The sequence below is a fragment of the Mammaliicoccus sp. I-M35 genome (assembly GCF_022386455.1).
GTDB lineage: Bacteria > Bacillota > Bacilli > Staphylococcales > Staphylococcaceae > Mammaliicoccus > Mammaliicoccus sciuri_A.
On sequence record NZ_JAJNIL010000004.1, the window covers coordinates 34,951 to 53,015 of the forward strand.

The 18,065-nt window shown below is 32.7% G+C and carries 17 protein-coding genes; 4 read left to right on the top strand and 13 right to left on the bottom strand.

Annotated features, from left to right (window positions below):
* Positions 1-124: 124 nt before the first annotated feature.
* Positions 125-883 (bottom strand): membrane protein insertase YidC, encoded by a 759-nt coding sequence (yidC, locus tag LQ679_RS05915; protein ID WP_239762255.1) that lies wholly within the window; start codon positions 881-883, stop codon positions 125-127.
* A 29-nt stretch (positions 884-912) separates the two neighbouring features.
* Positions 913-1,182 carry a hypothetical protein gene (locus LQ679_RS05920; protein ID WP_037590157.1) on the bottom strand — a complete coding sequence of 90 codons (270 nt, stop codon included), beginning with the start codon at positions 1,180-1,182 and terminating at the stop codon, positions 913-915.
* A gap of 169 nt (positions 1,183-1,351) precedes the next feature.
* Between LQ679_RS05920 and LQ679_RS05925 the strand changes: the two genes are divergently transcribed.
* A complete protein-coding gene (locus LQ679_RS05925) occupies positions 1,352-2,275 on the top strand; it encodes an ABC transporter substrate-binding protein (protein ID WP_037590158.1) in 924 nt (307 codons plus the stop codon).
* Between the two features lie 738 nt (positions 2,276-3,013).
* Here LQ679_RS05925 and LQ679_RS05930 read toward each other — a convergent pair.
* The 6 genes from LQ679_RS05930 to LQ679_RS05955 all read right to left on the bottom strand — a co-directional run bounded on the left by LQ679_RS05930 (position 3,014) and on the right by LQ679_RS05955 (position 9,599).
* Complete coding sequence (locus tag LQ679_RS05930) at positions 3,014-4,378, bottom strand: MFS transporter (RefSeq protein ID WP_239762256.1); 1,365 nt, start codon at positions 4,376-4,378, stop codon at positions 3,014-3,016.
* A gap of 16 nt (positions 4,379-4,394) precedes the next feature.
* Complete coding sequence (locus LQ679_RS05935) at positions 4,395-4,958, bottom strand: cysteine hydrolase family protein (RefSeq protein ID WP_239762257.1); 564 nt, start codon at positions 4,956-4,958, stop codon at positions 4,395-4,397.
* A gap of 118 nt (positions 4,959-5,076) precedes the next feature.
* Entirely contained in the window at positions 5,077-6,048 is a 972-nt protein-coding gene (locus tag LQ679_RS05940; protein WP_204253277.1) for a FecCD family ABC transporter permease, read from the bottom strand.
* The gene (locus LQ679_RS05945) at positions 6,045-7,031 is read right to left on the bottom strand and encodes a FecCD family ABC transporter permease (protein WP_103361815.1); all 987 of its coding nucleotides are present in this window, start codon (positions 7,029-7,031) and stop codon (positions 6,045-6,047) included. The genes LQ679_RS05940 and LQ679_RS05945 overlap by 4 nt, the downstream gene beginning before the upstream one ends.
* Positions 7,032-7,101: 70 nt before the next feature.
* Positions 7,102-8,040 (bottom strand): ABC transporter substrate-binding protein, encoded by a 939-nt coding sequence (locus LQ679_RS05950; protein ID WP_239762258.1) that lies wholly within the window; start codon positions 8,038-8,040, stop codon positions 7,102-7,104.
* Between the two features lie 209 nt (positions 8,041-8,249).
* Positions 8,250-9,599 (bottom strand): amino acid permease, encoded by a 1,350-nt coding sequence (locus tag LQ679_RS05955; RefSeq protein ID WP_239762259.1) that lies wholly within the window; start codon positions 9,597-9,599, stop codon positions 8,250-8,252.
* A 242-nt stretch (positions 9,600-9,841) separates the two neighbouring features.
* On the opposite strand from LQ679_RS05955, the gene add reads away from it, so the two are divergent.
* Complete coding sequence (gene add / locus LQ679_RS05960; protein ID WP_239762260.1) at positions 9,842-10,819, top strand: adenosine deaminase; 978 nt, start codon at positions 9,842-9,844, stop codon at positions 10,817-10,819.
* Positions 10,820-10,875: 56 nt separating this feature from the next.
* On the opposite strand, the gene LQ679_RS05965 is transcribed toward add, so the two are convergent.
* On the bottom strand, positions 10,876-11,250 hold the full coding sequence (locus LQ679_RS05965) for a hypothetical protein (protein ID WP_239762261.1): 375 nt from the start codon (positions 11,248-11,250) through the stop codon (positions 10,876-10,878).
* 447 nt (positions 11,251-11,697) lie between these two features.
* Positions 11,698-12,327 carry an NDxxF motif lipoprotein gene (locus tag LQ679_RS05970; RefSeq protein WP_037590173.1) on the bottom strand — a complete coding sequence of 210 codons (630 nt, stop codon included), beginning with the start codon at positions 12,325-12,327 and terminating at the stop codon, positions 11,698-11,700.
* Between the two features lie 173 nt (positions 12,328-12,500).
* On the opposite strand from LQ679_RS05970, the gene bioB reads away from it, so the two are divergent.
* Both bioB and LQ679_RS05980 read left to right on the top strand, forming a co-directional pair.
* Positions 12,501-13,463 (top strand): biotin synthase BioB, encoded by a 963-nt coding sequence (gene bioB, locus LQ679_RS05975; protein ID WP_126477985.1) that lies wholly within the window; start codon positions 12,501-12,503, stop codon positions 13,461-13,463.
* A 148-nt stretch (positions 13,464-13,611) separates the two neighbouring features.
* Positions 13,612-14,973 carry a CitMHS family transporter gene (locus tag LQ679_RS05980; protein WP_239762262.1) on the top strand — a complete coding sequence of 454 codons (1,362 nt, stop codon included), beginning with the start codon at positions 13,612-13,614 and terminating at the stop codon, positions 14,971-14,973.
* A gap of 996 nt (positions 14,974-15,969) precedes the next feature.
* Here LQ679_RS05980 and LQ679_RS05985 read toward each other — a convergent pair.
* From LQ679_RS05985 to LQ679_RS05995, 3 genes are all read right to left on the bottom strand, one after another.
* Entirely contained in the window at positions 15,970-16,908 is a 939-nt protein-coding gene (locus LQ679_RS05985) for a mechanosensitive ion channel (protein WP_025907316.1), read from the bottom strand.
* A 196-nt stretch (positions 16,909-17,104) separates the two neighbouring features.
* Complete coding sequence (locus LQ679_RS05990; protein WP_126477983.1) at positions 17,105-17,590, bottom strand: GNAT family N-acetyltransferase; 486 nt, start codon at positions 17,588-17,590, stop codon at positions 17,105-17,107.
* 112 nt (positions 17,591-17,702) lie between these two features.
* The gene (locus LQ679_RS05995) at positions 17,703-18,032 is read right to left on the bottom strand and encodes a DUF4889 domain-containing protein (RefSeq protein ID WP_037590177.1); all 330 of its coding nucleotides are present in this window, start codon (positions 18,030-18,032) and stop codon (positions 17,703-17,705) included.
* Positions 18,033-18,065: the final 33 nt, after the last annotated feature.

Sequence of the window (18,065 nt, forward strand, 5' to 3'; positions counted from 1 at the left end):
ACCTTTAATTCAATATACAAACATTTTATAAAAATTGATTATTCTTTTAACCCTGTCTAAAAAGTCATTAAAAAATGCCACTAAAGTCATAGACTTTAGCGGCATATCGAGCGTCTTTTATTATTTATGAACTTGTTTGAAGATCGTCTTCGTGATAATTAAAGTACTTATTAGATATATATTGTTGAACGATAAGTACAATCGCACTTGCACTCCAATATAATGGAAGTGCTGCTGGTGTGCTCATACTCACAATAAATATCATAATTGGACTAATATACATGATGTATTTCATTTGTCCATTTGATTCTTCTGGTAAATATTTTGTTGATAAATATGCTTGTAATAAATAGAGTGCTCCGGCAATCAGTGCCATAAATATATTTGGTGTACCTAGGTTAAACCAAGCGAAACTATGACTTGCAAGTGCATCATTATGAGATATTGCAAAGTACAACGCCATTAGTATCGGCATCTGTATAATCATTGGTAAACATCCCATACCTAAAGGATTTATACCATGTTCTTTATATAAAGCCATCATTTCTTGGCTATATTGTGCACGTTCTTGTTCATCTTTAGCTGATTTCATCTTCTCATTAATTTCATCCATTTGTGGTTTTATTTTCTTCATTTTAAATTGCATTTTCTTCTGTCCTTTAAAAGAACGCAACATAAACGGCATAACTATTAGTCTTACACATATAGTAACGATGATAATGCCAATTCCGTAACTATTATTAAAGAATGATGCAAAGAATTTAATCAAATAAATGAATGGTTCTACTAATGAAGTATAAAATACACCACCTTCTTGTGGTGCACATCCACTTAGTAATATCGATACTGCTAAAAATGCTAAAACTGTATATAATTTTTTCAAACTTTCTCCTCCAATATATTAATTATGCGTTAATATATTGGACTAGCGTCTTCTTCATCGACGGTTTTGGATAAGCAACGTGTTCTCCACCTTAAAATAGGGACTATCCATTCGAAAATGTATTGATCCTCTACTTCAGTTGAAAACCTTACAATCCAATCTTTGTGGAGCTTAATGTTTGCCTGCATTTGCAAGTAAACAAACAAGAGCGTTAATAACACAGGAATGAAATAATGTATGCTAAATGCAACATAATTAATTAATATCTCTTCACCTAATAACCCTATGAGCCATTCCATTACGCCTTCACTCCTTTCCAATTGAATTTACTACGTTCAATATACATGGTAAAAATATGATATTCAAATAATTGCACTCTTTAAATTTTGTAAAACCTATTGTAATATCACTATATTTTGATACAATTGAGAAAGATTATCAATATCAATGAATTGGGGAGGCTTTTTAATGAAAAAGGTTTTAATTTTAGTATTAACGTTAATTTTATTTGTTGCAGCATGCGGGAACAACAATGACAATAAAGATTCAAGTAGTAAGAAAGATTCAAACTCTGATACAAAATCATTTACGATGGATAATGGTAAGAAAGTTGACGTACCAAAAAATCCTAAACGAATTGCCGTATTACATCCAACATATGTCGGCGCATTAGTTAAATTTGATCATACTCCAGTAGCGGTACCAGAATTTATTAATCAAAATAAAGTACTTAAAGATGTTACGAAAGATGCTAAGAAAATAGACCAAACAAATGTTGAACAAGTTGCGAAATCTAAACCTGACTTAATTATTACGAGTGCACAAGACAAAAACCTTAATAAACTTAAAAAAATTGCACCTACAGTTACATTTGATGCAATGACTTCTACATATAAAGATAATACAACTAAATTAGCAGAATTAGTCGGCGAAGAAGATAAAGCCAAAGAGTGGATTAAAGAATGGGATAAAAAACTTAAAAATGATAAAGAAGAATTAGATCCACTTATTAAAGGAAAAACAGCGACAGTCTTACAACAAACACCAAAAGGACTAATGGCATTCAGTGATGAATTAGGTCGAGGTACTGAAATCTTATATAGCGGTTGGGGATTAAAACAACCAGAAGACCTTAAGAAAGCAACAGAAAAAACAAATGCTATCTCAATAACACCAGAAGAATTCGATAAATATTTAGGTGACTTTGTTGTAATCGCAGCAAACGGAGATCAAAAAGCACCATTCGAAGATACAAATGTTTGGGCAAATACAGAAGCTAAGAAAAATGACCACGTCGTTAAATTCGATGTATCAGAAACACAATATAACGACCCAATTTCATTAGAAAAACAAAGAGAAATATTCTTAAAAGCATTTAAAGAAATGAAATAAATATGAAAAGAGCTAGGATACGTGTCCTAGCTCTTTTTTTGATGGAGAATGTGGAATTGTTTGGAGTTGTGGCTTTACTCAGGTGTTAAGCCAAGACTTGGGCCATCTCTTGGCTTTATTCACTACTTAAGCCATAACTTGGACTATCTCTTGGCTTTACTCACACATTAAGCCACGACTTCAGCGATCTCTTGGCTTTATTCAGTACTTAAGCCACGACTTGGACTTTCTCTTGGCTTTATTCATTACTTAAGCCACGACTTCAGCGATCTCTTGGCTTTACTCACACATTAAGCCACGAATTTGGCGATCTCTTGGCTTTATTCATTACTTAAGCCACGACTTGGACTATCTCTTGGCTTTATTCAGGCATTAAGCCACGACTTTGGCTATCTCTTGGCTTTACTCACACATTAAGCCACGACTTTGGCTATCTCTTGGCTTTATTCACTACTTAAGCCATGACTTTGGCTATCTCTTGGCTTTATTCAGGCATTAAGCCACGACTTCAGCGATTTCTTGGCTTTATTCACTACTTAAGCCACGACTTTGGCTATCTCTTGGCTTTATTCACTACTTAAGCCATGACTTCAGCTATCTCTTGGCTTTATTCAACACTTAAGCCATGACTTTAGCTATCTCTTGGCTTTACTCACACATTAAGCCACGACTTCTAACTCTAAGCAACCACTCCAAAACTTACCCGACCCTCTCTCTAACTTCAGACAACCCGCAGTCTTACCTTGCGCTTAATGAACGTCTGCTTACAAAGGTTAGAATAATGATAACTACGCCTATCAGCATACAGAATAAGCCTAGTTCATGTATACCATTTGTGATGTGGTCACCTTTGAATAATGTACTGATAAGAGTGGATGATACGATTGCTCCGATATACATCGCAGTTCTTAATAATCCTGCAGACATGCCTATCATTGATTTTGGTGCTTGATGATAAAGTGCATTTTGGTTTGCTAAATTTAGTAATCCTTGTGGCACACCGAAAATTGCTGCTAATAATATTAATATCCATAATGGTGTATCAGCTTGTATGAATTGAAACCCTATCATCGTAATGAGTGCACAAATTGTTCCTAAATATAGTTTGAACTTGATTGATAGCCTTGTGCCTGTTAACTGTGCCATAAAAATCCCAACTAAGAATTGAGGTATCATCATGAGTCCTGCATGTGCTGCAGTCAATCCCCTACCCTCTTCTAACCATTGAACATATCCGTATAGCACGCTATAAGAAATAACTGCCGTAAGTAGTGATCTTACAAAAGTGTTGTTTAAGGCACCATTATGACCAAGGACTCTTAAATCAATGAAAGGTTTTTTAGATTTGAGTTCCATGATAACAAAAGCAACTAAACTGAACAGTCCAATTATAAATAGATAAAAAATGGATTGATCTGGCTCCATAAAGAAAATCATCCATGTTGTTAAAGTAATCGTAAACAACGTTATACCTATAAAGTCTATCTGTTCTTTTAATGCATTTAATTTTTTCGGACTTTCAACTTTTGGATAATATAAAAATCCAAATACGAATGACAGAATGGAAAGTGGAACATTAACTAAGAATATTGCTTGCCAACCGCCACTGTGAATTAACAAACCACCGATTGTTGGACCAATAACAGAAATCGTCTGATTGGATATCGATAACATTGTTAATATTTTACTTGGACTATCTTTACCTGTACGCTTACCCTCATAACTGATTAAATACATTGCTGAAGGATAACCTGCACAAGTACCAATACCTATAAGAAATCTTGCTAATACTAATCCATAAAAAGATGGTGTAAAAATTGCAATCAAACTTGCTACACCTACTAAACTTGTAGCAAATAAAAACAACCCTCTAGGGCCAAATATATCTATAAGCTTACCTATAACTGGTTGACCAATACTCGTTGCTAAATATAACGATGACACAAGCCATGTCGTTTGATAAAAAGGTATATCAAAAGCTTGTGCAATTGGTATAAGTGCAACAGCTAACATAGAAGAGTTGATAGGATTCAATATTGACCCTAAAATCATTGGAGGATATAGTTTCGTATTAAAGCTTTCCTCACTCGAAACTTGACGCATATAAATTATCTCCTATCTATACGATTGTATTTGACCATTCTATCGTCTCAGTTACTTCCGCATACCTAGGAAAAATTTTATCAATTAGAAATTGATGTGTTTCAAGATCTCTGTCTGTCATCGCATCTGATAAGACTGTTAATTCGAAGTCTTTATCTGCCGCTTCAACTAAAGTAGATAATACAACACCACTCGTTACCACACCTGTTAAAATAAGGTGATCAATTTGCATACCACGCAATAACACTTCTAAATTACTACCTGTAAAAGCACTAAAGCGATGTTTTGTAACAACAACTTCATCTTCATTTGGTGCAAGTTCGTCTATAATTTGAGTTGATACATCATTCACACTCATTTGTTGTCCACTTGCTTTAATTCGTGAAAATGATTTGTTGTGAGGTGACACTTCATGAAATTCTTTCGAAAAAGCGACTCTCACAAAAATGACGGGAATTTGATGTTTCCTAGCACTTTCGATAGCCTTTTTATTTTTATCGATAATTTCATTCGAATTAGATAAACTACCAACAATACCATTTTGCATATCCATAACTAATAAAGCAGATTGATTAGACATACTTACACTTCCTTAATATTCTTTTTAATGCAATGTTATCACAGCCATATTTCTCAAGAAATAATTATGCCTATCAAAAAAGCCGAAACAATCATGACTGTTTCGGCTAAATAACTCATTACACACTTTGAGATTTTTTTAATAAATATAAGAAATAAGGTGCACCTATAATGGCTGTTACTACACCTGCAGGAATTTCGAGTGGTGGAAACAACCCTTTACCTATTGCATCTGCTACTAATAAGAATATTGAACCTATTAAAGCTGACAATGGTAACAATTTAATAGCTTTCGGTCCTGCTAATAACCTTGCTATATGAGGTGCAATTAAGCCTATAAAGCCAATTGTTCCTGTTACTGACACAACAGATCCAACACAAATTGCTGCCATTACAAGATATACATTTCTAATAAGTGATACTTTTTCACCTAAACTGACAGCAGATTCATCACCTAAACTTAATATGTCAATTTTACGAGCAAATAAGAAAATAAGCGGCAACACCACTATGCCAGGTATAAAGAACCATAAGTCATCATAATTCCGTCCCCACACACTTCCTGACAACCACAATAATGTCGTATTAATATTGTCTGGATATCTAATCATGAAATATTGAAGACCCGCCTGACATATCGCACTTAAAGCAACACCTATTAATGCAATGGTGTATGTACTTGCTTGGAACAATTTGCCGATAAGCATAATAAGCATGATGAGTACAACTGCACCTATAAATGAAGCAATACCTAAGAAATAAAATGGTAGTGCTGGTAACAATAATGTTTGTGCGACTGCAAATAATCCTGCTCCTTTTGTAACACCTATGATATCTGGTGATGCTAAAGGATTTCTCAATAAACTTTGGACAATAGCACCTGATACACCTAATAAGGCTCCACCAATCAATGAAATAATCATTCTTGGTAATCGATAATTATATACAACAAAATCATAATCATCTGAAAAGCCAGAAAATGTAGATATAATCTTTGATGTACCTATAAACTGAGAACCTACTTGTAGATTAATGAATAATGCGACCAATAGTACGAGTGAAACGATGATATATTTCCATTTAAGTTTCATCCTTTTTGAACACTCCTTCCATTTTTACATAAGTAAAGGAAGAATGGTCCGCCTATTAAAGCTGTTACAATTCCGACAGGCGATTCATAAGGATAAGCAATAATATGTGATAACGCATCTGAATAAACGAGTAACACTGCACCAATAAGTGCTGTTAATATAATATGCCTTTCATAACCGCCTCTAATCAACCTCTTAGAAATATGAGGTGCAATTAAGCCTACAAAGCCAATTGGACCTGCAACAGATACTGATGAACCAGCTAGAATAATAACCATCAATCCAAATACGATATAAATCAGTTTCTTATAAACACCTAAACCTGTAGCTAAATCATCACCAAGTGAAATAACCGTTAAATGTCTCGCTAACATAATTGTGATAATCGTACCGATTACAAACCATGGTAATAAGACTTCCACACTATCCCAATCTTTACCGTTTAACGAACCTGTTAACCAATATAGAATATCTGTGGCGTTTTCGTTCATTAATATCAACACTTCAGTGACTGAAGATAGTAGTAAATGAATGGTCATACCCGCTAATGCTAAACGAACTTGATTATTCTCATGTCCATAAATAAAGGTATACACAATCACGCCACCTAAAATCGCACCAATAAATCCAATATACGCACTTTGATTACCATTATAATCAGGAAAGAAAACTAATGCCGCAACAAGCACTAACGAAGCACCGGCATTAATACCAAATGTTTGAGGTGAAGCGAGTGCATTTCTCGTAATACCTTGCATGATTGCACCTGCTAGCGCTAAACTCACACCAACCATAATCGCAACTAATAGTCTTGGTAGTCTTACCGTTCTAATAATTAATGTATCTTTCGAATGATCATTATGTAATAAAGCATGAAATATCGTTTTAAAACTCATAATTGATGAAGCAAAGCTTAAATTTATAAAAATGCCTATTATTAAAATTATGACTGTTGCTATAATGATTATCGTTTCTTTTTTCATAACATCACCAACTCAACTCAGAAATAAAACAATGAACGGACAATTGTATGTACGTTCATTGTTCAAGTATTTATTTCTCTTCGTTATATTTTTGTAAATCTTTTATGATATAGTCATTTGCATTAATACCTCTGAATCTTGTCCAGAAGTCTCTATCTACTTGGTATATTTGACCTTTTTTATATGCTTTAAGATCTTTCCAAATTGCTTTTTCTTTCCAATCATCTGTTATTGGATGCTTTTTGTCAGTTGTAAAAATGATTTTATCTGGATTAATTTTAGATAAATTTTCTAGATTAATATCTTCATATGCATTTTTAGATTCTACAGCGTTGTCTAATCCCAATTTCGTTAATAGTTGACCAGCATAAGAAGTAGAAGTATGAGCTTGGAATGCATCTTCCCTCGCAACAGCTATCATCACTTTTTGACCTTCGTTTTCTTTTGTATCTATTTTATCTTTAGCTTTTTTAATTTTTGCATCTTGCTCTTCAAGTAATTGATTCGCTTTATCTTCTTTACCTAAAGCTTTACCAATTGTTTTAAATGAGCCGTTCACATCATCGTAGCTTGCTTCTCTACTTTTCAATACAAGTGTTGGTGCAATTTTCTTCAAGTCTTCACTTATTCCTTTATGACGTTGAACATCCGCGATAATCAAATCTGGTTTAAGTGAACTGATAGATTCTAAGTTTGGTTGTTTACGCGTACCAACTGATGTATATTTCACATCTTCACCATATAACTTTTTAATAATTTCTTTCTTATTATCATCCGCAATACCAACTGGAGTATTGCCAAGATTTTTAACTGCATCTGCAAAAGAATACTCTAACACGACAATGTTTTTAGGATTCTTTTTAACTTTTTGAGTACCTAATTCGTCTTTTATTTCTATTGTTTCAGATTTCTTAGCACCTGCTTCGCTACCTTTATTATTGCCACATGCTGCTAAAAACATTGCTGAAACAACTAATACCGCCATAAAAATTCTTGAATATTTATTCATGATGTCCTCCTATTAATTGATAACTGTTATCAATTGTATTATATTCATTAAATAATGTCTATAGTCATTTTTGAATATTAAATTTATAAACCCCTTTATTTAACTGTTATATAACAACTATTAATTTACCTATATCTTTACTCTAATTAATTTTGACTATAAAAAAATACATATACATCCTGAAATGTACATGTATTTTTATTCATATATTATGGCTTTTTAATAAATGCGTACAAACTAATGATCGCAATAAATACAATCCCAATAATGACTGAGATTCTTGTTTCAGCGTTGAACAACATGCCAATGACAACTAATACAAGCATAATAATTGTGATTATATTACTAACCGGTGCGAATGGCATCTTAAATGGATGATCTTTAATTTGTTCTCTCTTTCTAAAATTCATATGACTAATTAAAATAGCAAACCAAGGTACCATACCTGGAAGCACACCTGCGCTGAACACATATACAAATATATTCGTATCTTTACCTAATATCAGAGGTAATACAATATCTAAGACGATACCGAAGAAGATACCAATTGATACTGCGATAACAGCGATATGTGGGACACCATTTTTATTCGTTCTATAGAATATTTGAGAAATTTGCTTTTGTTTAGATAACGTATAAAGCATACGACTCGTACTAAAAATACCAGAGTTACATCCTGACATTGCTGCTGTAATTACAACAAAGTTAATAATAGTTGCAGCTGCAGTGATACCCACTTTTGCAAATGTCGCAACAAACGGTGAACCAATTTGATTCACTTCATCCCATGGATAAACCGTTACAATAACGAAAATCGAACCGATATAGAAAATTAATATTCTCCATACAACACCGTTAATAGCTTTTACAATATTTTTCTGTGGATCTTTCGTTTCACCTGCAGTAATACCAATTAATTCAATACCAATATAAGAACCAAATACAATCGATAATGCAAAGAAGAAACCACTTAGACCACCTGTGAAGAAACCACCATGATCCCATAAATGACTGATTCCAATCGGATTAAAGTCATTACCTATTCCAAAAATTATTAACCCTAACCCTGCAATAATCATTAATATAATCGTTACGACTTTTACAGCGGCAAACCAAAATTCAAATTCACCAAACCACTTAACAGAAACTAAGTTTGCAGAAAGCAATATAAGAACGACTGCTAAACCTGGTATCCATGAAGGTAAATCTGGCCACCAAAATTTAAAATACGAACCTACTGCTATAACTTCACTCATACCGACAATAATCCAGTTAAATGTACTACTTCCAGCGGTTACGAATGAAAATGACGGGTGAATATAATCATTTGCGAACTTAGCAAATGAACCCGTGTCTGGATAAACGTAAACCATTTCACCTAACGCTCTCATAATTAAAAATACAAATACACCTGCAATCGCATATGCTAATAACACGGATGGTCCTGTCCACTTAATCGTACTTGATGCCCCCATAAATAAACCAACACCAATTGTGCCACCAATCGCAATCATTTGCATTTGTCTTGACGTTAACGCTCTTTTCAAATTATTATTCATGTCTGACCCTTCTTAATATGTATGTACTAAATTTTGAAACTGTAATTTTAAAAATATTCTATAAATATAGCATTTTTAATAATTCGAAACCAAGAATTTTCAGATAAAAAAATAATATTTTTATAAACTTTCTCACAAAATCTACACATTTGTGCTAAATACTACCAGATATTTCTGAATTTGTTTATAATATATAACTATATTTAAAAATCATACCAATAGATAAAGAAAGGATATTCCCAATGTCTACAATAAATGAAGTAGCAAAAACAGAGTTACACTGTCACCTAGACGGTTCTGTTAGTATCGAATTAATCCAGCAACTCGCACGAGAACAACATGTATCTATTAATTTAGAAGATATTCAAGTAGACCAAAATTGCGAAAGCTTAGATGACTACTTAAAATCTTTCGACACCATTTTAAAAGTTTTACAAACAAAAGATAGTTTAGAGAAGGCAGTTGTCGATGTCGCGCAACAAGCACATCATGACAACATTAAATATATAGAAATACGATTTGCGCCACTTTTCCATACAGATAAAGGATTAAATATTGAAAAAATTTTAGAAGCTGTTAACAACGGAGCAATCGAAGCTGAACATACATATGATATTAAAGTCAATTTGCTAATTTGTGGCATGCGACATCACGACAACCAAACAAACATTGAACTATTTAAATCAGTAGATCAGTTAAATACAACCAATCGTCACATTGTAGGTTTTGATTTTGCAGGTCCTGAAGAAGCATTTCCTACAAAAGTCATACAAGAAGCCATTCAACATTCTACAGATTCTGGGCACTACTTAACATTGCATGCCGGTGAATGCGGATGTATACATAATATAATAGAAGGAATCGAACTCGGTGCACGAAGAATAGGACATGGCGTTGCAGCAATTCAAGACAATCAAGCATTATCATACATTAAACAAAACAACGCATTATTAGAAATTTGTCCAACGAGCAACTTACAAACAAAAGCAATTCAATCAGTAGAAGAACTTAATATTAGAAAGCTTATAGAACAAGGCATTCCATTTAATATTAATACAGATAATAGAACAGTTTCGAATACAAACTTAAACCAAGAATACCAACTCTTATACAACCATCAATTATTATCAATAGCAGAAATGAAAGACATTAATATTAAAGCAATAGACCATGCATTTATATCTGATATTGAAAAAGAACAATTAAAGACGAAATATTAAAATACCAAAAGGCTGAGACAGATCATACTGTCCCAGCCTTTTGAGTTTCTTGATTATTATTTACCTGATTCTTTTTTTATGAAATATTTATTTTCAATAATGTAGCCGATAAAGATAACAATACACCAGCCAAGCATATACAAAATATTTGGGCCACTATCACTTTGGTATGAACTGAAAATATATAGAATCATTAATACAAAGATTATTATGTTAATGATGAGCCTAAATACCATAAAATGCTTCAAATTTTTTGCTTCCTCTTGTCCCTTTAGCCAATCTCTAAACATCATGAAAATGATTAATACAGGAGATATACATATCAAAATTTGTTCAAGATTTAGGAATAAACCCAGCAACAAACATATTCCTATCATGATAGATACAACTACCACCGTTAATAACTCTCTATTTTTAATTAATTGTTTCATCATACGACCACCATCTTTCAAAATAACCTTTTAGCTTTTATCCAAATTCGTGTTCATATTATTTTGTTTAAGGAAATATTTATTTTCAATAATGTCAGCGATAAATGATATTATAAGCCATGCAAACAAATATAAATACTTTACGTCTTCTCGATAAATACTTAAAAAATATAGAACCATTAGTACAACACCTATTAAGAGTACAATTAGCCTATAGGTCATAAAATGTTGTATATTCTTGGCTTTTTCTACACCTCTTAACCAATCACAAAATATCACCAATAATATACACAATGGAACCATGAAAACGAGCATTTTCGGAACTGACATAAATGAATATAGAAGCGCTCCAATTACAAAGATTAAAAACAAGCTTGCTCCTCTTATTAGTGTTTGATTCTCTAATAGTCGCTTCTGCATACAACCACCATCTTTCAAAATAACCTGCTACCTTTTAAACGCATTTGTCGTCACATTGATTTGTTTAAGGAATTTTTCTATTTTTGCTTGTTGTCTACCATTTACATTTTGACTATCTGGTACGATATCTTTTATATCTTTTGTTGAGATGGTACCTTTTTCTGCTTTATCTTCTATTTTTTGCACTTGTTGATCTAAATTTTTAACTGTTTGATTGTAACTTGTAAAGTACTGACTGATTCTATTTGTTTCTTTTTGATAGCCTTTTGGGAGTGTATTATTTTCTATATAATTTGAGAAGTTCTGGTCATTCTTTTCTAAAAGTTTTCTACCTTCTTCTAATTGATCTGCTTCTCTCTTCGTTAAAGGTTGTTCGTCCCATACTTTTTCTTCAATCTTTGTTGTCACTTTATAAATACTTTCACTTGTATCTAAATAACGTTGAATACTTTTATGTATTTCTGACTTTGATAATTTTTCATTTGTTAAATCAGATTCAAATACAACAGTAGGCAACTTAGCATTTTCATGTTTATTTGACTGCTGTTCTGAATTATTGTGCTCATTATCTTTACTTGCTGAACTTTCTTCGTTTCCACACCCTACAAGTAATAAAGCTAAACTACTATATATAATGACTGATTTAAACCCCTTCATTTTATCTCCCCTATGTATAATTTAAACCTTTCAATATATATGCTATCACTAGTTCATTGTAATTTCTACCATATTTTAGTAAATATCACTTAATTGTTAACCTCAAAAATATTAAGGTTTACAATTAAGAATATTATTAGTATTCTATTAATAATTATAGAGGGGGAATTTTAATGACTTTAGGAAATAACGTAATCAATGGTCATCACTTAACATTTGATGAAGCTTTAAAAATTTATCAAGATGAATCGATTGATACATTAACACTTGTTCAAGAAGCTTATAAAGTTCGACATCATTATTATGGTAAGAAAGTAAAACTGAATATGATTTTAAATGCCAAAAGTGGTATTTGCCCCGAAGACTGTGGTTATTGCGGACAATCAAGAGATGTTAAACAAAAATCTCAAAGATATGCACTGATTCCGGAGAATCAAATTGTTGAAGGTGCTAAAGTGGCATCTGAAAATAAAATTGGAACTTACTGTATTGTTATGAGTGGTCGTGGTCCTAGTGATAAAGAGATTTCTCATATTACTGATTCTGTTGAACAAATTAAAAGAAATCATCCTCAACTTAAAATTTGTGCATGTCTCGGATTAACGAATGAACAACAAGCTGAGTCTCTTAAAAACAGTGGTGTTGACCGATATAATCATAATATAAATACTAGTGCTAACTATCATGATGAAGTTGTGACAACACATAGTTTTGATGATCGTGTAAATACAATTAATATAATGAAGGAAAAGAATATTTCACCATGTTCTGGTGTGATTTGTGGTATGGGTGAATCTGACGAAGATATTATCGATATGGCTTTTACATTGAATCAATTAGATGCTGATAGTATTCCAGTCAATTTCTTACATCCTATAAAAGGTACGAAGTTTGGTAGTATGGATGACTTAACACCTATGAAATGTATTAGAATTCTATGTATGTTTAGGCTCATTAATCCTACAAAAGAAATACGTATTGCTGGTGGACGTGAAGTAAATTTAAGATCGCTTCAATCATTATCACTCATGGTTGCGAATTCTATTTTTGTTGGAGACTATTTAATTACTGGTGGTCAACCAAATCAAATGGATTATGACATGATTCAAGATTTAGGATTTGAAATTGATTATTAAAGTATTATTAGAATTTTCAAATTATTATATTAATTTTTAATGTAAAATGATATAATAAACATATGCTTTCTATTACACTTTAATGTGTTGTAGAAAGCTTTTTAATTTTTAATAATGTAAGCGCTATATTAAACTGAGGGGGATAAAAATGGAAGAACCAAATACGCTGCTGACAATAGTTGGACTCGTTATTATTATTTCAATTGTCGCAATGTTAATTATGAAAAAAATTAGTCCAGTTGTAGGAATGATTTTAATACCTGTAATTGGCGCATTAGTCATTGGTCATGGATTTGGAGATATTCGAAAATATGTCGAATCCGGTATTGATCAAGTATTTAATGTCGCAATCATGTTTATTTTTGCAATTATCTATTTCGGTATTATCTCAGATAGTGGTTTATTCAGACCTTTTGTTAGAGGAATGATTAAATTAACACGAGGTAATATTATTATCGTAGCAATTGTTACAACGATTATCGGTACTTTTGCACAATTAGACGGTGCTGGTGCCACTACTTTCTTACTAGCAATTCCTGCTTTATTACCATTATACAGGGCACTAAAAATGAGCCCATACTTATTAGTACTACTTCTTGCATTAAGTGCAGCAATTATCAACATGGTACCTTGGGGAGGACCAATGGCAAGAACCGCTTCAGTTCTTAAAGTCGATAATATCAACGACTTATGGTATCAAGTTATACCTATTCAACTAGTCGGAATCGTACTCGCAATTCTATTCTCTATCTATTTAGGAATCCGCGAAAAAAGACGTATCGCTAAAGCTTTTCCTAATGAAGATGTTGTGAAAATCAATATGGATGAAATTATTGCAAACTATGAAAAAGACCAAGAAGAGAATGCTACTATTAAAGGTGAAGCTACTAAGCATACTTACATACTTTTGCTCAATTTAATACTTACAGTCATCGTCGTAGCTATGATGTTATTAGATATTGTACCGCCTGAATTTGCATTTATGCTCGGTGTCGCAATTGCGTTACCATTAAACTTTAGAGATGTCGACGAACAAATGGAGCGTATTCGGGCACATGCACCAAATGCCTTAATGATGGCAGCTGTTATATTAGCAGCCGGCGTCTTCCTAGGAATACTTAATGAAACAGGCATGTTAGAATCGATTGCATTATCGTTAATTGCTGTATTACCAACAGTTGTAGGACCATATTTACACATTATAATCGGTGTATTAGGTGTTCCTTTAGATTTATTAACAAGTACAGATGCTTATTATTTCGCTATCTTACCTATAGTAGAATCAACAGCAAGTCAATTTGGCGTTCCATCACAATCAACAGCCTTTTCACTTATGATAGGTAACGTAATTGGAACATTCGTCAGTCCATTCGCACCAGCAGTATGGTTAGCCGTTGGACTTGCAGAAATCAATATGGGTAGATATATCAAATACGCATTCTTCTGGGTTTGGGGCTTCTCCATCCTAATGCTATTTATCGCTATCTTGATGGGCATTGTGACGATATAGAAAGTGATTTTTGAAAAAAGTGAGGTTGTTTAGGGTTATGCTATGACTTGGACTTTCTCTTGGCTTTACTCAGACATTAAGCCATGACTTTCACCGTTTCTTGGCTTTATTCAGTACTTAAGCCATGACTTTCGCTATCTCTTGGCTTTATTCAGGCGTTAAGCCACGACTTCGGCTATCTCTTGGCTTTATTCAGTACTTAAGCCATGACTTTGGCTTTCTCTTGGCTTTATTCAGCACTTAAGCCACGACTTGGACTATCTCTTGGCTTTACTCAACACTTAAGCCAAGACTTTGACGATCTCTTGGCTTTATTCAGGACTTAAGCTATGACTTCAACGATCTCTTGGCTTTATTCAGGACTTAAGCCAAGACTTGGACTATCTCTTGGCTTTATTCAGGACTTAAGCCAAGACTTGGACTATCTCTTGGCTTTATTCACTACTTAAGCCATGACTTTGACGATCTCTTGGCTTTATTCAGGCATTAAGCCATGACTTGAGCCATCTCTTGGCTTTATTCAGGACTTAAGCCATGACTTTGACGATCTCTTGGCTTTATTCAGGCATTAAGCCATGACTTCAACGATCTCTTGGCTTTATTCAGGCGTTAAGCCACGACTTCAGCTTTCTCTTGGCTTTATTCACTACTTAATCCATGACTTTGACGATCTCTTGGCTTTATTCAGGCGTTAAGCCATGACTTGGACCATCTCTTGGCTTTATTCAGGCGTTAAGCCACGACTTGAACGATCTCTTGGCTTTATTCAGGACTTAAGCCACGACTTGAACGATCTCTTGGCTTTATTCTGTACTTAAGCCATGACTTTGACGATCTCTTGGCTTTATTCAGGACTTAAGCCATGACTTCAGCGATCTCTTGGCTTTATTCACTACTTAAGCCATGACTTGACTCATCACTTACCTTCACTCACTCATTATATATATCCACAAAAAAAGCTGAGACACGGATGTCTCAGCTTTTTCTAATCATCTTTTATTTGTCATTTGATTCAGCTTTACGTTCAATTTTTGATAATGTTTTTTCTGCAAATGACTTACCACCGATACCGAATGAGATAGCAAATGCTACTGCTACAGCACCTAAGATTAGTAAGAATGCTACATTAACAATGCTTTGAGCAAAGTTTAATTGATCTAATGTCATAAATACTGAAACGATGATTACTAAATATTTAACGATTTCAGATACGAATACGTTACCTGTAGATTTTTTAATTAATTTAGATAGTAAGTTACCACCAATGAAACCAATTAATAAGATAATTGCTGCTGAAATTACTAATGGTAAGTATCCAATAATTGCTTCACCAATTGTATTTAACACTTCTAAATTAACTGTATTTAATGATTCAACAACAAAGAATAAACCAATGATTGTTGAAATTACCCAGCCTGCAGCTGAAGGAATATCAATACTTTCTTTATTCTCACCAAAGTTTACATAGTGATTATATTTACTAACATTTAAATTTGTTAATAAGTTTTTAACTAATGTACCTAATACTTTTGCGATGAATAAACCAACAACTAATATAACAATCGCAACAATAATTCTAGGTAAGAAGTCTAATACACTACCCATCATATTCTTAATCGGTGTTGATACAGAAGTCATATTTAATGCATCAAACACTGATGGTAAGAATAGTAAGAATATAATGAAGTAAGCTAATTTACCAAATGTCTGAATTAAGCCTTCAGACCCTGATTTGCCACTTCCTGATTCAGTTAACCCCTTTTTCTCTAGCCATTTTTCAAAACCAACTGCGTTTAAACCTTTCACAATAACTGTTTTAACAATTACTGCAATTAACCAAGCGACAATTAATAAGATAATTGCACTAATTAAGTTTGGTATGAATGCTATAATGCTATCTAAAGCATTTAAGAATGAATCTGTTATTTTACTCATATTTAATTCCTCCTTTCTTGATATGTTACCCTAGTATAATAATACTAATCATATTTTTTAGAATAATTTTTGATTTGTTTAAAAATCTATTCTGAAAACCTAAATAAATTGAATAAGCAATTAATATTTCTAAAAAAATAAACGAGCCGATAATCTAACATCTGCTCGTTTCACGTAAAACACAATTCCATATGTATCATATTCTTTTCATCATTCTTACTTCTTTTAATTCTTTACTAACATCGCTTATTTCAGATTTACCATCTTTTTTAAAGCCATGTTTTTCATAAAATTTAATCGTAGGATGATTATCTTCAAAAACCCAAAGACTTAACTCATCATATTTATCCTTCATTTGTTTTTCCGCTTCTTGCATCAAACGTGTGCCTATTCCTTGGTGTTGATATGCTTCAAGTAAGTAAATGACCATAATTTCACCACATGTATCACTTGTATCTTCATCTTTGTCTTTACCATACATTAGAAATCCAATCACTTCTCCATCAACCTCTGCAACAATACATGGCGCATTAAATTTATGGTGTCTTTCAATATATGACGCTAACGTTAATTGATCCAAATAACTATCTGGAACAATTCCTCTATATGTCGTTAACCAAGACTCATAATGAACCTTAGCAATCGCTTCAACATCTGATTCTTGTTTATTTCTGATTAACATCACTTTAACCACCCACATTCTATAGAAGTTAAATGTAATTTTACTATATGTAACTATTAAATAAAATAGTAAAAGTCCGAGACATTACCATTTGTCTCAGACTTTATATTTCTTACATTTCCATATCATGTATTTTCATCATTAAACCATGTGGTATGTCATCATGTTTTACGACTTCTTTTTTATAAAATGTTTTGCCGTTATCGTTTGAAATTAATTTTACAAAATCACCTTTTTTAGGTTTGAAATCACTTGTTGATTCGATTTTGATATTTTCCGTAACTTCATTATTTTTCTCACTGACTACTTTTTCTGCAGTTGTACTATTCTCCATATACCCGTAGTATGTACTTTTTTGAGTTGAAAATAATAATAAAGCTGCGACTGCTAAAGCTACAATAGCTAAGCTACCTATTAATAATATTGCTGATTTTTTATTCATTGAGAATCCTCCCTAATGTACATCATAATGCGT